Origin of the sequence: Nostoc sp. C052 (genome assembly GCF_013393905.1) — a bacterium.
Classification (GTDB): domain Bacteria; phylum Cyanobacteriota; class Cyanobacteriia; order Cyanobacteriales; family Nostocaceae; genus Nostoc.
Genome location: NZ_CP040272.1, coordinates 7,070,588 through 7,086,765, shown reverse-complemented (window position 1 = coordinate 7,086,765; position 16,178 = coordinate 7,070,588). Strand labels below are relative to the sequence as shown.

Sequence of the window (16,178 nt, the reverse complement as noted above, 5' to 3'; positions counted from 1 at the left end):
GATTTGTTGATGTTGTGATTGATTGGGGAATGATAAGGGCGGCAATACACGTTGGCATTGCCAGTTCATAGGAATCAGCCGTCATGTCTTCCTTCTCAAAAAAAATCATCGCTCGTAGCTTGATTCAGCGTTTGCCATTGCGATCGCTCTTGATTGTTCCTTTTGTCCTACAAATCTTTGCTGCTGTTGGGCTAACGGGATATATTTCCTTGCGGAATGGGCAGAAAGCAGTTAATAATGTTTCCGGTCAGTTACGTCAAGAGATGAGCGATCGCCTCGATTTGCAAGTCCTGGAATATTTGGAAAGACCTTATGTGACTGGACAAGTGATCGTTGCAGCCGTTCAAGAGGGACAGCTTGATGTAACCGATGTCACCAAACTGGAACGGTCTTTTTGGCGGTTAGTCAGCCAAGATATAGTCGAATTCATGCAAATTGCAATGGCTGACGGCACAAGTATCCAAGTAGAGGATACGCCGAATAAAGGTATCTTGGCTTTCGTTGGGCAAAAAGATAATCTACCTCAGCGCCAAATCTATCAACTTGATGATAAAGGTCAAAGGACTGCGTTGATAGAAACTATCGCAAAATTTGACCCCCGACCTCGACCTTGGTATAAAACTGCCCAGGAAGTCGGAAAACCAACCTGGACAAAGCCGTTTTTGGGCAACTCTGTGAAAACCGCTTCCATTGCTTTAGCCCAACCCATATACAACAACAATGGCGTGTTCTTGGGAGTTCAAAATAATATTTTTCGGATTAGTAAAATTCATGATTTTCTGAATAAGCTAAAGGTGGGTCAGACTGGACAAACCTTTATCATTGATCGCTCAGGCAACCTGATTGCGAGTTCAAAGCTTCAAGAACCCTATATCATCAACCTGAAAGAGAAGACTTTACAACAAATTCCGGCTGTCAAGTCTGAAAGCCCCGTAATTCGAGCCACTGCACAAGCTATTCTCGATCGATTTAGTAGCTTCAATGCAATTCAACAGAGTCAACAGATTGATTTCAAGCTGCCAAGTGGACGCCAGTTTGTGCAAGTTTCAGCAATTAGAGACGGACGAGGCATTGACTGGTTGAGCGTAGTTGTCGTGCCGGAATCAGACTTTATGGCTCAAATTGATGCCAATACACGCAACACGATTTTGCTCTGCTTGGGTGCGTTGGGTTTGGCAACCATGTCGGGTATCTATACCTCGCGCTGGATTACCGATCCAATTCTGAAATTGCAACAAGCGAGTGAAGCGATCGCCACTGGGAACCTTGATCGCACCGTAGAAGTGAAAGGCATTAATGAACTAGAAGCATTGGCGCGATCGTTTAATCAAATGGCCAGCCAACTCAAAACCTCCTTCACCGAACTTGAAGATCGCGTTGCCGAACGCACGGTTGAACTTAAGCAGGCGAAAGAAGTAGCCGACAGTGCAAACCATGCCAAGAGTGAATTTCTGGCCAACATGAGCCATGAGCTACGTACACCGCTTAATGGCATTCTTGGCTATGCTCAAATTCTAAATCGCTCCAAATCTCTACCCGATAAAGAACGTCATGGGGTAAATATTATTTATCAGTGCGGCTCTCATCTTCTGACACTGATCAACGATATTTTAGATTTGTCCAAAATTGAAGCCCGCAAACTCGAACTCGTCCCCAAAGCCATCCACTTTCCCTCATTCCTGCAAGGAGTTGTAGAAATTTGTCGCGTCCGGGCTGACCAAAAAGGCATTGACTTCCTTTATCAGCCCGATGATAACTTTCCCGCAGGTATTGAGGCTGACGAAAAACGTCTGCGCCAAGTTTTGCTCAACCTTATAGGCAACGCAATTAAATTCACTGACGAGGGTTGTGTCACACTCAAAGTTGAGGTGCTGGAGACAAATGCAGATGTTTCCATCTCTCGGATCAAATTTCAAATTCTCGATACTGGAGTTGGCATCGCCGCCGATCAAGTAGACCAACTCTTCCAACCTTTTGAACAAGTCGGGGATCAAAAGCGCCAGTCAGAAGGCACTGGTTTAGGGCTAGCAATCAGCCAAAACATCATCCAACTCATGGGTGGGAAAATTCAGCTTCAGAGTGAACTGGGCGTGGGGAGTGAGTTCTTCTTTGAAGTGGCATTAGCGATCGCCACCGATTGGGTGAAACAAAGCGCTCATGGCTCCGGCAAGCAAATCATTGGCTACAAAGGGGAAAAACGCAGTATTTTAGTCATCGACGATCGCTGGGAAAATCGGTCGGTGATTGTGAACCTACTGGAGCCATTGGGTTTCAACTTGCTGGAAGCGGAAAATGGTAAAGAGGGGTTGGTTCAAGCCCGACAGCACCACCCTGATTTGATCATTACCGATCTTGCCATGCCAGTCATGGATGGCTTCGAGATGTTGAAACAACTCCGCAAATCAGCAGATTTACAGCATCACAAGGTAATTGTCTCTTCCGCATCCGTGGCAGAAATCGATCAGCAAATGAGCATCAATGCAGGCGGGAATGATTTCTTACCCAAACCCGTCCATGCTGATGAGTTATTCGCGACATTGGAAAAGTTTTTAGATTTGGTTTGGCAATATGAAATCCCAACTAATCAAGAAACTGCGGAGATCGCGGCTGATACCCAATTGACCGCCGATTGCGTGCCGCCGCTAGAAGACTTGCAAAAACTCCTCAAACTGCTGCAACAAGGGCGGTTGAAAAAACTCATCGAAATGGCAGAACAGCTAGAGCAACGCGATCGCATCTACCAGCCCTTTACGCAACAGATTATCAAACTGGCTCAAAAATTCCAGCCAAAGCAGATTGACCAGTTAATCCAAGCCTATTTAGAGGTAGGAGCAAGTTCATGAGTAATGGCTTGATCTTGATTGTGGATGATATGCCCACCAATTTGGAAATCATTTCTAGCACTTTAGAAGATGCTGGCTTTGAAGTAGCGATCGCTCTGGATGGACTCAGTGCGATCGAACAAGCACAGCTCAACGACGAACTCGATTTAATCTTATTGGATGTGATGATGCCGGGAATTGACGGCTTTGAAACCTGCCAACGCCTCAAAAGCAACCCCGCCACCTCCCATATCCCCATTATTTTTATGACTGCACTCTCGGACACTGCGAACAAAATCCGCGCTCTCGAATTGGGAGCCGTAGACTACATCACCAAACCCTTTTCTGAGCAAGAAGTCCTTGCACGAGTCAAAACTCAAACCAAGCTATATCGGTTGAGCCGTAACTTAGAACAGCAAGTAGTCGAGCGCACAACCCAACTTTCTCAGACATTGGTAGAACTTAAGAACTCCCAAATCCAACTCGTGCAACGCGAAAAACTATCCGCCTTGGGCAACTTAGTCGCAGGAGTCGCCCATGAAATTAATAATCCTATCGGGTTCCTGAGCGGCAACATCGAGCCTGCTCTAGACTATATCAACGATCTCTTTGGATTAGTTGACCTTTATCAACAGGAATATCCACAGCCCAGTGCTACGATTCAAAACGAAATTAAAACCATTGATCTCGATTACATCCGCGAAGACTTGCCGAAGCTCATCGGCTCGATGTGCGAAGGAGTGAGGCGAATCCAAGACATTAGCAGTAGTCTCAGAACCTTTTCTCGTGCTGACACCGATCGCCCCGTCGCTTATAATCTTCACGATGGCATTGACAGCACAATTTTGATTCTCAAACACCGCCTCAAAGCTAATGAACTGCGACCAGAGATTCAAGTAATTACCGACTACGGCGATTTACCACCTGTAGAATGCTATGCAGGGCAGTTGAATCAGGTGTTTATGAATATCTTGGCTAACGCGATCGATGCCTTCGATGAAATAGCGCAAGAAAAATCCTTTGACGAACTTAAAGCCAATCCTCAAAAAATAATTATCCATACAGAAGTTTTGGAAAACCAGGTATTAATCCAGATTCAGGATAATGGCACTGGAATACCTGAGGCAGTCAAAGTCAGAGTTTTTGATCACTTGTTCACCACTAAAGAAGTCGGCAAAGGAACCGGATTAGGACTGGCGATCGCCCATCAAATCGTCGTTGATAAGCATGGTGGCAGTTTAGAGGTGCAGTCTGAGTTAGGTCAAGGCAGCGAGTTCTACATCCGCCTGCCAATTTGTGTTTATTCTTCTTCTTAACTTTTAACTTTTAATTTTTAATTAAAAAAGTCAAGCTAATTTTTAAATCAACGATGCAATGATGTTAATACTCATCGCTAAAATTGTAGTATTGAAAAAGAAGGATAATATACTGTGTAACAGAGTCAAGCGCCTCATCTCGCGCGATCGCGTCTCCACATCTGAAACTTGGCTAGTCATACCAATTACAAAAGAATAATATAAAAATTCCCAGTAGTCTGGATAATCATTATTAGGAAAATCTAAACCTCCGGTGATTTCTTCACTATGATTACGATTTACATATTTGTAATAGCTATGTGCATATTGCACTGCAAACATCGTATGCACAAGTAGCCAAGAACCGACAATGGTCATAATTGAAAGTACGACATGTAGGGTAAGTAAAATTGTTGACAACCCTTTTTTATCAGTTAGTAAAAAACCAATGGCTAAAACACTGGCACAAGCCGCAGCAATCACCAGCATGAATATAGCCAAATGTCCTTCATATTCACTCTCAGCATAACGGCGAATTTTTTCCGGGTTCGCCTTGGTCATTTTCCACCAAGTTATGCCTAAGAAAAAGTCAACACCGGAGTTCCAAGCGCAGAGAATACGAGTGGGTAAGTGTAGCCACTGGGGAAGGATTACTGAAACTAATACAGCAAGTCCGACAGCAATAATTAGTCGGGGCCGGGAATCAAAGTTTTTAAATAAATTAAGTCTCACAAATATGGCGATCGCAGAGTTTAACTAATTCGTAATTTTCGGTGAAATACCAACACCAAATCATTATATCTACAGCTACGAATTATTTGAACTTGGCTCTAATCGTTTCTATTATGCGTAGGCGTAGCCCGTCGTAGACATCGCTCTATCTAACTAGATTTTTTCCAAAAATAAAGCCTGTATTCATTGCTCAATCAAAGTTACAGGCTATACATCTATCTAGGCAATACTCAAATTAACTCGGACAATCAAATCGTTGTAATCGCGATCGCCGCCATTTGCCAAATCCTCAAAGCCAAAAACATTATTGCTTAACAGGCGAATATGATCTGCTTTGTCAGTGTTAGCGCCCAAGAAAGAGAAGTAAACTGCCGGATCGTTATTGGGATTGCGATCGAGAATTGCATCAGGGCCAGCATTGACAATGATAAATGGTACGAAAATAGCACCAGGTTGGAAAGCACCTGTAAAAGTTCCTGTACCTTGGTTAGCGACACTTAAATCAATACCAGCAACACGGTTACTAATAGCTGCTTGAGTATAACCCGCCTGTCCAACAAGTACATCTGCTGTACCATCGCCATTGGTATCAATGCCACCATTCTCATCAGTTACCTGATAAAAGCCAACAAAGTTGTTAAAAGTTGCTTCTCTATGAACCATAAATTCGGCTTTCACTAATTGTGTCACATTCCGTAAGTCAATCAGTTCAGCTTCATATTTTCCTTGCAGACTGGTACCCAAAGGTGGATCTTGGTCTGTTGCTTCAATCTTGACAACCAAGTTCTGGAAGTTGAGAGAGAATCCTCCATTGTCTACATTGGTGTCTGATGAAAAAAGCACCTGAGAAAATGAGGTTTGCCCAGATAGTACTGCCTGAGTAGTGCTGTTACGTATTAAATAAAATCTCAGATTACTTTCAGAGTTTAATTCTAGTAGCCTTGTCAGATCAGTAGGATTAAAACCATTGGGCAGTTTGGCAAGAGATGAGAAAAGTACCGTTGCTCGTTGCAGAGCTAACTCAGTATAATTTGCTGCACCAGGAGCTACGCCGTCAATAGTACCTGCGGCATCATCAACGAAAAATACACCTAGTTCATTGACTTCTTGAAAGCTGTTGCTTTTAATCTTGACGGAAAGTTTGGCTTTTTTACCGCTACCTTGACTTTTAATATTAAAGATATCGCCTGTAATTCTTGTGAGTAGGCTGGTTGGTTCAATGCTAGAAGTAGTCTTCTGAGCAACGGTGAGTGCAAATATATCACTAACTTCAGCAAAAGCCGAATCTATGGCGGTAACTTTGATGTTCAAGTTACCCACATTATTATTCGTAGGAATGCCGCTGAAGGTAAGCTTATTAGCATTGAAGCTTAACCAACTTGGTAGCGGATCGCCATTGTCTAAGGTAGCAGTGTAGGTTAGGGTATCTTCAAAATCCACATCGCTAAAGGTGTTTTCAGGGATGGTAAAGTTAAAGGTAGTTTCTGCTATGGCTTTTTGATCTGCGATCGCCAAATCAACCTCTGGTGCATCATTGACGTTCTTAACAGTGAGTGCAAAGTCATCACTGACTTCAACCCCAAAAATATCCCTAGCTGTAACTTTGATGTTGAGGTTATTCACATCTGCATTTAAGGGAGTGCCACTGAAGGTTTTAGTATCAGCATTAAAACTCAACCAACTCGGTAGAGAGTTACCATTTTCAAGAGTAGCAGTGTAGGTGAGAGTGTCTCCAGCATCGTCATCAATGAAGGTTTCTTCAGGGATAGTGAAATTGAAAACCGTGTCTTCTGTTGCTTCTTGATCTACGATTTCATTCACTAGGACTGGCGAATTGTTGGCGTTAGCAACTGTCAGTCTAAAAACATCGCTCGCTTCGGCAAAAGCAATATCTGTGGCAGTAACTTTAATATTTAAGCTACCCACATTCTCATTTAAGGGAGTGCCACTGAAAGTCTTAGTATCAGCATCAAAACTCAACCAACTTGGTAGAGATTCACCGTTTTCGAGAGTGGCAGTATAGGTGAGAGTGTCGCCAGCATCAACATCAATGAATGTGTCTTCAGGGATAGTGAAATTGAAAGCTGTGCCTTCTCTTGCTTCTGGATCTGCGATTTGATTCGCCACCTCTGGTGCATCGTTGGTGTTAGCAACTGTCAGTGTAAAGACATCACTGACTTGAGCTTGGGCAATATCCTTGACGGTAACTTTAATATTTAAGCTACCGACGTTTTCATTTAAGGGAGTACCACTGAATGTTTTGGTATTAGCATCAAAACTTAACCAACTCGGTAGAGATTCATCATTTTCAAGAGTAGCAGTGTAGGTAAGACTATCACCAGCATCGACATCAATGAAGGTATTTGCTGGGATTGTAAAATTGAAAACTGTGTCTTCTGTTGCTTGTTGAGCAGTAATGGCATTTGCTACTTCTGGTGCATCGTTGGTGTTAGCAACTGTCAGTGTAAAGACATCACTGACTTGAGCTTGGGCAATATCCTTGACGGTAACTTTAATATTTAAGCTACCGACGTTTTCATTTAAGGGAGTACCACTGAATGTTTTGGTATTAGCATCAAAACTTAACCAACTCGGTAGAGATTCATCATTTTCAAGAGTAGCAGTGTAGGTAAGACTATCACCAGCATCGACATCAATGAAGGTATTTGCTGGGATTGTAAAATTGAAAACTGTGTCTTCTGTTGCTTGTTGAGCAGTGATGGCATTTGCTACTTCTGGTGCATCGTTGGTGTTAGCAACTGTCAGTGTAAAGATATTACTGACTTGAGCTTGGGTAATATCCTTGGCGGTAACTTTGATGTTTAAGCTACCGACATTTTCGTTTAAGGGAGTGCCACTGAAGGTTTTAGTCGCAGCATTAAAGCTTAACCAACTCGGTAGAGATTCATCGTTTTCCAACGTGGCAGTGTAGGTGAGAATGTCACCAGCATCGACATCAATGAAGGTGTTTGCTGGGATTGTAAAATTGAAAACTGTGTCTTCTGTTGCTTGTTGAGCAGTAATGGCATTTGCTACTTCTGGTGCATCGTTGGTGTTAGCAACTGTCAGTGTAAAGATATTACTGACTTGAGCTTGGGAAATATCCTTGACGGTAACTTTAATATTTAAGCTACCGACATTTTCATTTAAGGGAGTACCACTGAAGGTTTTGGTATTCGCATTAAAACTCAACCAAATCGGTAAAGAATCACCGTTTTCGAGAGTGGCAGTGTAGGTAAGACTATCACCAGCATCGACATCAATGAAGGTATTGGCTGGGATTGTGAAATTAAAAACTGTGTCTTCTGTTGCTTGTTGAGCAGTGATGGCATTTGCCACTTCTGGCGCATCGTTTGTGTTAGCAACTGTGAGTGTAAAGATATTACTTGCTTGAGCTTGAGCAATATCCTTGGCGGTAACTTTAATATTTAAGCTACCGACATTTTCATTTAAGGGAGTACCACTGAAGGTTTTGGTATTCGCATTAAAACTCAACCAACTGGGTAAAGAGTCATCGTTTTCGAGAGTGGCAGTGTAGGTAAGACTATCACCAGCATCGACATCAATGAAGGTATTGGCTGGGATTGTGAAATTAAAAACTGTGTCTTCTGTTGCTTGTTGAGCAGTGATGGCATTCGCCACTTCTGGCGCATCGTTTGTGTTAGCAACTGTGAGTGTAAAGATATTACTTGCTTGAGCTTGAGCAATATCCTTGGCAGTAACTTTAATATTTAAGCTACCGACATTTTCATTTAAGGGAGTACCACTGAAGGTTTTGGTATTCGCATTAAAGCTTAACCAACTTGGAAGGAGGTTGCCGTTTTCTAAGGTTGCAGTGTAGGTGAGAATGTCACCAGCATCGACATCAATGAAGATGTTGGCTGGGATTGTGAAATTAAAAACTGTGTCTTCTGTTGCTTGTTGAGCAGTGATGGCATTCGCCACTTCTGGCGCATCGTTTGTGTTAGCAACTGTCAGTATAAAAATATTACTTGCTTGAGCTTGGGCAATATCCTTGGCGGTAACTTTAATATTTAAACTACCGACGTTTTCATTTAAGGGAGTACCACTGAAGGTTTTGGTATTCGCATTAAAACTCAACCAACTGGGTAAAGAGTCATCGTTTTCGAGAGTGGCAGTGTAGGTAAGACTATCACCAGCATCGACATCAATGAAGGTGTTTGCTGGAATTGTGAAATTGAAAACTGTGTCTTCTGTTGCTTGTTGAGCAGTGATGGCATTTGCTACTTCTGGCGCATCGTTGACGTTAGCAACTGTCAGTGTAAAGACATCACTGGCTTGAGCAAGATAAGTATCTGTGGCGGTAACTTTAATATTTAGGCTACCGACGTTTTCATTTAAGGGAGTGCCACTGAAGGTTTGAGTCGCAGCATTGAAGCTTAACCAACTCGGTAGAGAGCCACCGTTTTCGAGAGTGGCAGTGTAAGTGAGGATGTCTCCTGGATCTGGATCTTGGAAACTATCTGAGATTGTGAAGTTGAAATTTATGTCTTCTGGAGTCTCTTTGTCTGCGATTTCGTTGACTAGCACTGGATTTTGATTAACCCTGTACCGTGCCACAGCAAAGTTATTGGCGCTGACCCCCGCGACTATTATCGTACCATCGTGTTGGGTGAGAGCATAGGCATTATCAGCAGTTTTTGTGCCGATATCAGTGGTGATGATGCCATTAGTGTTGAAATCACTGTCAAGAGTACCATCGCTGTTGTAACGTACTAAAGCAAAGTTACCACTACTCGAACCCGCCACAATAATTTTGCCATTGGCTTGCACGCTAACGCTGTAGGCGGTATCAGTAGTATTACTACCAATATTAGTAATAACTTTGCCAGCACCACCAAAGCTGGTGTCGAGACTGCCATCGCTGTTGTAACGTGTTAAGGCAAAGTCATTACCGCGCTTTCCCGCCAGGATAATCTTGCCATCATCTTGATGAGTAACGCTATAGGCTATGTCAGTACTTCCCAAATCAGTAATAACTTTGCCAGCACTACCAAAGCTGGTGTCGAGAGTACCTTCGCTGTCATAACGCACTAGGGCAAAGTTATTATTACTAACTCCTCCCACAATAATATTGCCATCATCTTGTAGAGTAACGCTGTAGGCTATGTCAGTACTTCCCAAATCAGTAATAACTTTGCCAGCACTACCAAAGCTGTTGTCGAGACTACCATTGCTGTTGTAACGCACCACAGCAAAGTCATTACCGCGCTTTCCTGCCAGGATAATCTTGCCATCACCTTGCAGGGCAATGCTGTAGGCTACATCAGTATTGCCCAAGTCAGTAGTGACCTTGCCATCACTATCAAAGCTGGCATCAAGACTGCCATTGCTGTTGTAACGTACCACAGCAAAGTTATTACCACTCACTCCCGCTACTAGAATCTTGCCATCAGGTTGTAGGGCAATGCTGTAGCTGGTATCGCTCGTCTTATTACCAATATCAGTAGTGACCTTGCCAGTAATACCAAAGCTGGTGTCGAGACTACCATTGCTGTTGTAACGTACTACAGCAAAGTTATTACTACTCACTCCCGCTACTAGAATCTTGCCATCATCTTGTACGACGATGCTTCTACCAATATCGGCACCACCCAAGTCAGTAGTAACCTTGCCATCACTATCAAAGCTGGCATCGAGAACTACAGATAGAACTGAAGTGTAGGCTGTTATTACTTCTTGCCTAAACGCCAAATCAGGAATAATAGCCGCTGTAGAAACCTCCAGTTCCCAGTCACCGCCTAATGCAGCATTTCCTGTCAAGTCATCAGAGGCAGCTACTATTGCACCTGTCAATTCGCTCAAACATCTGATGAACAACACACCCGAATCTGTTTGAGCTACTTTGCAACCATACAGCAGTAGTTCTGCATCTTCACTCAAAGCATTTGCCCAACCCATCAGTTGTACTGCGTAATGATTGAGTGTTTGGTTGTTGAGTTGACTGTTACCTAAATAAATGCACCCAGGTGCGCCGTGGGAAACAATATGCAGGCTATTAATTCCCTGATGAGACTCCAGCACTTGACTAATTTGCTCAATGCCATCTTGGTTAGCATCCAAAACGATAACAGAGGTATCTGGTAATACACCCATTACTAGGCTTTGATAGTCATCAACCTGTGGGTCAATAAAAACTAGGCGAGTAGGATATAAGTCGATGCTTGGGTTAGTAGTAATATTTATAGATATTTTGTTTACAGCAGTGTGCTTTCTCATAGTTGTCTAATAGTGAGTCCCTGATATTGAGCAGAAATGAAAATTTTTGCAGGTAATTCATGGTAGTTACATTCAATCTAGGAATAAAATAAACCCTTTCCCTCAGTAAATACACTAATTTCATTGAGGATGATTGAGAAGTTTCGGGCATAGAAAGTACCTGAAATCTTTGAAAAAAACTCAGTACACATCTATAGGATTACTATTTGATTTTTGAACAAAATTAGGTACTGTAGTGGCGTGTCAAGGCTAAAATGTTGCAAAAAAATGTAGCCACTGCGTTGCGCGGGTTAAGAGCGTTGTAGCAAGTGGCGTTGGAGGCTTTGCCAAAGCCAACATCCTGATATCTGTTGGGTTGCGCTTCGCTCCAGCCAACCTACGTCTATTGCACTATTTTTTTGCTTGCCATGCCACGACATATACTTAGATTTTTTTAGAAATCCGATTTGATTCCTATATTCCCTTTTCCCTCTCCCTATACAAGTAAGTTCAGGAATCGGATTCCTATATGATTCTGTAAGTATCGTCTAGGCGAAGACAGATTATGACGCAAACAATTTCAATTAACGACTCTGGGCGCTTGCAACTCACACCGCTAGAAATCCCATCCCGTTTACTGTTAGGGCCTGGGCCATCCAATGCCCATCCCACAGTTCTCCAAGCGATGAATACTTCACCTGTTGGGCATCTTGACCCAGCTTTTCTCGCACTTATGGATGAAATTCAGTCGTTGCTACGCTATGTATGGCAAACAGAAAATTCACTCACCATTGCAGTTAGCGGTACGGGAACAGCTGCAATGGAAGCAACCATCGCCAATGCTGTAGAACCAGGTGATGTGGTTTTAATTGGTGTAACTGGTTATTTCGGTAATCGCCTTGTAGATATGGCTGGACGTTATGGTGCTGATGTGCGAACCATTACCAAACCTTGGGGACAAGTCTTCAGCCTTGATGAACTGCAAACTGCCCTAAAAACTCATCGTCCAGCTATCTTAGCTCTAGTTCATGCTGAAACTTCCACCGGCGCACGTCAACCGTTGGAAGGGGTAGCTGATTTGTGTCGTGAATTTGGTACTTTGTTGCTGGTGGATACGGTGACAAGTTTGGGTGGTGTCCCCTTGTTTTTGGATGCTTGGGGAGTTGATTTAGCCTATAGTTGCAGTCAAAAAGGGTTGGGTTGCCCGCCAGGTGCTTCTCCCTTTACGATGAGTGCGCGTGCAGTTGAGAAATTGCAACAGCGCCAAACAAAGGTTGCAAACTGGTATTTAGATATGTCGTTACTGGGCAAGTATTGGGGTACTGAACGCACCTATCACCACACAGCACCGATTAATTTATACTATGCCTTGCGGGAAGCATTACGCTTGCTGGCAGAAGAGGGGTTAGCAAATTCTTGGCAGCGGCATCAAAAGAACGTAGAGTATCTCTGGGAAGGGTTGGAAAATTTAGGACTGAGTTTGCATGTTGAGCAAGAATATAGACTACCAACGTTGACCACTGTCCGCATTCCCGCCGGAGTAGATGGTAAAGCGATCGCACGACAGTTACTCAATGAACATAATATTGAAATTGGCGGTGGTCTTGGCGAACTCGCGGGTCTTGTTTGGCGTGTCGGATTGATGGGCTTTAATAGTCGTAAAGAAAGTGTTGACCAACTTTTAGCAGCGCTACGGCAAGTTTTACCTAAGTAGCTTTTGCGTCATCAGGTGCGTTAAAGGTAAGATAACGCACCGAAAAAAAGAGCGTAGGCGTAGCCCCTCGTAGGCATCGCGCTAACCACGCTAACATTGGTTGAGAATCAAACGTCAGCCAAAACAATCGCATTGTTAGTCAAAACAATCGCATTGTTAGTCGAAACAATCGCATTGTTAGTCAAAACAATCGCATTGTTAGTCAAAACAATCGCATTGTTAGTCAAAACAATCGCATTGTTAGTCAAAACAATCGCATTGTCATTGGCTGCACAGCCAACTACATATCCAAGTCAGGGATCTTGTTTTTAGGAATGATTCAGGATTGCTATATATATTTACCAGTAGCAACAAGGTTCTATAATGATAGATTGGCTTTACAAGTACCCACCTTTGTATCCTGGTATTTTACTCAAGCGTTACAAACGGTTTTTTGCAGATGTTCAACTTACTTCTGGCGAGATAGTGACTGCACACTGTCCCAATACAGGCCCAATGACTGGAGTATCGACTCCCCAAAGTGCGGTACAGCTTTCCAAAAGTGATAATCTTAACCGCAAATTGGCTTACACTTTAGAACTCATTCAAGTACATGACAACGAGCCGACTTGGGTAGGTATAAATACATTTTTGCCCAATCGGGTGGTAAAGCTAGCTTTGGCGAAACACCTTTTCCCAGAATTGGGCGACTATAGTCAAATTAAGGGCGAGGTAGTTTATGGACTAGACAAAAAAAGTCGAGTCGATTTTTTCTTGACGGGGAGTGATGAAGAACGCCCGATTTATTTAGAAGTAAAAAATACAACTTTTTCTGAAGGGAGATTAGCCCTATTTCCTGACACGGAGACTACAAGAGGGCAAAAGCACTTGCGAGAACTAATGGCGCTACTACCTTTAACTCGCGCAGTGATGCTTTACTTTATCAATCGCGGTGATTGTATCGAGTTCTCCCCTGGCGATCGCACAGATCCTATATATGGTAAATTATTGCGGGATGCGATCGCTCTCGGTTTAGAAGTATTACCTTGCCGTTTTGATATTTCCCCCGAAGGTATCCGTTACTTGGGTTTGGCAAAACTAAAAATTTGATTATATCTAATAAGGATAAAAGAAACTAGCAATTGCAACGTCTCTAGATGCATGAAACAATAAATCCATCTAGATACTGTCTAGATGGATTTATTGGTAGTTGGTATTTACTAAAAAACATCCAACCAGACTATAATTAAGAAACGACTATAGGTAGTCGCCGCCCCAGAAACAGCATTCGCTATTCAGACGCTTGCTTATGCAGGAATCAAAACTGTGTCAATTACGTGGATGACACCGTTATCAGCAGCAACATCTGCTGTTGCAACTTTTGCATCATTGATTTTAACGCCATTGGAAGCATCAATTTTGACATCTGAACCTTCAACTGTTTTAGCTGTCTTCAATTTAGCTACATCAGCAGCCAGTACTTTGCCTGAAACAACATGATAGGTCAAGATTTTCTTGAGCTTAGGAATATCTTTCAGTAATGCGTCTACTGTACCTGCTGGAAGCTTATTAAATGCTGCATCAGTAGGTGCAAAGACGGTAAATGGGCCAGCGCCTTTGAGTGTATCTTCCAAACCAGCCGCTTCGATTGCTGCAATCAGTGTCTTGAAAGAACCATTGTTAGTGGCAGTGTCAATTATGTTGGCCATGTGTTTTACCTAGTTCTGTGTAACTTGTTACAAATCTAAACTGTTTTTTTAATAAAATCTATCTATCATTAGGCGTATGTTAAATCAATTTTTTTATTGATATTATAAAAGTTTATATATATTTTTATACAAAAAAAGAATTATGTGTGCATTGTATGTACTGATTTAGTTATAAGTACTTCTGGGTGCGATCGCTGCTTAAGCTAAAACACATCTAAATTTACATCTCAAAATTTTCTCGATATCTTGTGGGGTGGGCAACATGAGCGCCCTGATTATGCAATTTGAATGCCAATTAGCTTACTAGCTATCAAAGCAGCACTTTTTTTACCAAAAAAGTTAGACAAAACAATAGTTAAAAGTATTTTGTTGGTATAAATGAGAATTTTTAGATATTTGTAAGCTATCTGGTCATGTTATCTATAACCGATGCTATGTAAAGAATTCAAGGCTTTTTCAGGATTTATATGTACCTACCATAGCTTTTTGTCAGAGTTTCATAACCAAAAAAGTTGGTAACTAGTATATTTAGCTGATATTATTTCATCACTAAATACATTTCACTCGCTGTTTGTGTAATTCTACTTGGAAATAATAAACCGCTCATTATACTGCTAATGCTTTTAGCAATTGTAATTGGCCGTTTGTTTCCAAGAATTTATGATGCGTAGAACTTACGCTAAACCCCTCTCTAACTCCCATTCATCCATATCCTCTGCTATCTCTGTGGCTGGTTTTTCACATACCTGTGCGTCAGTCAGGTATGGCAAAAATCAGACTTTTAGGTAATATTTTCCCCCAATTATAACTTTCATGAACAGAAGAAGATTTATTGCTTGGATTGCTACGGCATTTACCAGCCTGATGCTGGTAATAGGCTTTCAGTTTGTCAACTTATCACCAGCAAGCTCCGTAACCACACTTAACGTATATGCGGCTGTCAGCTTAACAAACGCCCTGAATGCCATTAAAACTCAATACCAAACTGCTAACCCAAGCGTCAATATTGTTTATACATTTGGTGCTTCTGGTACCTTACTTAGTCAAATACAAGCAGGAGCGCCAGCAGATATTTTCATTTCTGCTGCTACCGACCAAATGGATGTATTGCAGAATTCAACCCCTAGTAAATTGGTTGCAGGTAGCCGTAAGAACATTGTCAGAAATCGTCTAGTTTTGATTGCTCCTACAACACCTCCTGTTAGTGCTGGTAGTGCTGCTCTTACTAGCTTCAATGGTTTGACTAATGCCAATATTAGTGGTGTTGCCATAGGTGACTACACAGGTAATCCTCCAGTCGTGCCAGCAGGAAATTATACCAAACAAGTTCTTACTAGCCGAGGTATTTTCACAACTCTTACCCCTAAGTTATACCTTGCTAGCAATGTGCGTAACGTTTTAACTGCTGTTGAAAATAAAGCTTCTGTCACGATTGGAGGTGTAAATAAAACTATCGATGCAGGTGCCGTTTACAAGACTGATGCTGCCATTTCTAACAAGGTAAGAGTAGTAGAAACTGCCTTAACAACAGAGAGCGATCCGATTGTCTATCCACTGGGTATACTCACCAGAACTACAGTTTTAACAACAGCACAAAGTTTTTCTACCTACTTAACTGGTACTACTGCCCAGAATATCTTCAGAAATAATTATGGGTTTCTTGCGCCTTAATTACCCAAAGTAAATCAATTAAGTAGTCGTTGCCGTG

Annotated in this window: 9 protein-coding genes; 6 read left to right on the top strand and 3 right to left on the bottom strand. The window is 42.3% G+C overall.

Going from position 1 to position 16,178, the window contains the following annotated elements; all coding sequences use genetic code 11:
• Positions 1-83 precede the first annotated feature (83 nt).
• Together FD723_RS29360 and FD723_RS29355 are read left to right on the top strand one after the other, a co-directional pair.
• On the top strand, positions 84-2,843 hold the full coding sequence (locus tag FD723_RS29360) for a hybrid sensor histidine kinase/response regulator (protein ID WP_179068495.1): 2,760 nt from the start codon (positions 84-86) through the stop codon (positions 2,841-2,843).
• Positions 2,840-4,138 (top strand): sensor histidine kinase, encoded by a 1,299-nt coding sequence (locus FD723_RS29355; protein ID WP_179068494.1) that lies wholly within the window; start codon positions 2,840-2,842, stop codon positions 4,136-4,138. Before FD723_RS29360 ends, FD723_RS29355 begins: the two co-directional genes overlap by 4 nt.
• Before the next feature lie 42 nt (positions 4,139-4,180).
• On the opposite strand, the gene FD723_RS29350 is transcribed toward FD723_RS29355, so the two are convergent.
• Positions 4,181-4,693, bottom strand: coding sequence for a DUF1345 domain-containing protein (locus FD723_RS29350; protein ID WP_256875232.1), 513 nt, complete (start codon positions 4,691-4,693; stop codon positions 4,181-4,183).
• Between FD723_RS29350 and FD723_RS43170 the strand changes: the two genes are divergently transcribed.
• The gene (locus FD723_RS43170; protein WP_256875242.1) at positions 4,692-4,877 is read left to right on the top strand and encodes a hypothetical protein; all 186 of its coding nucleotides are present in this window, start codon (positions 4,692-4,694) and stop codon (positions 4,875-4,877) included. The two genes, FD723_RS29350 and FD723_RS43170, sit on opposite strands and share 2 nt — an antisense overlap.
• Positions 4,878-5,068: 191 nt before the next feature.
• Here the strand turns inward: FD723_RS43170 and FD723_RS43165 are convergent, their stop codons facing one another.
• Positions 5,069-11,089, bottom strand: a complete 6,021-nt coding sequence (locus FD723_RS43165) for a putative Ig domain-containing protein (protein ID WP_256874961.1) — start codon at positions 11,087-11,089, stop codon at positions 5,069-5,071.
• Between the two features lie 544 nt (positions 11,090-11,633).
• Between FD723_RS43165 and FD723_RS29310 the strand changes: the two genes are divergently transcribed.
• Both FD723_RS29310 and sfsA read left to right on the top strand, forming a co-directional pair.
• Positions 11,634-12,782 carry an alanine--glyoxylate aminotransferase family protein gene (locus FD723_RS29310; protein ID WP_179068492.1) on the top strand — a complete coding sequence of 383 codons (1,149 nt, stop codon included), beginning with the start codon at positions 11,634-11,636 and terminating at the stop codon, positions 12,780-12,782.
• A 363-nt stretch (positions 12,783-13,145) separates the two neighbouring features.
• Complete coding sequence (gene sfsA, locus FD723_RS29305) at positions 13,146-13,871, top strand: DNA/RNA nuclease SfsA (RefSeq protein WP_179068491.1); 726 nt, start codon at positions 13,146-13,148, stop codon at positions 13,869-13,871.
• Between the two features lie 197 nt (positions 13,872-14,068).
• Here sfsA and FD723_RS29300 read toward each other — a convergent pair whose 3' ends face one another.
• Positions 14,069-14,470 carry a fasciclin domain-containing protein gene (locus FD723_RS29300; protein ID WP_179068490.1) on the bottom strand — a complete coding sequence of 134 codons (402 nt, stop codon included), beginning with the start codon at positions 14,468-14,470 and terminating at the stop codon, positions 14,069-14,071.
• A gap of 813 nt (positions 14,471-15,283) precedes the next feature.
• Between FD723_RS29300 and modA the strand changes: the two genes are divergently transcribed.
• Positions 15,284-16,141: a molybdate ABC transporter substrate-binding protein gene (gene modA / locus FD723_RS29295; RefSeq protein ID WP_256874960.1), complete on the top strand. Its 858-nt coding sequence runs from the start codon at positions 15,284-15,286 to the stop codon at positions 16,139-16,141.
• Positions 16,142-16,178: the final 37 nt, after the last annotated feature.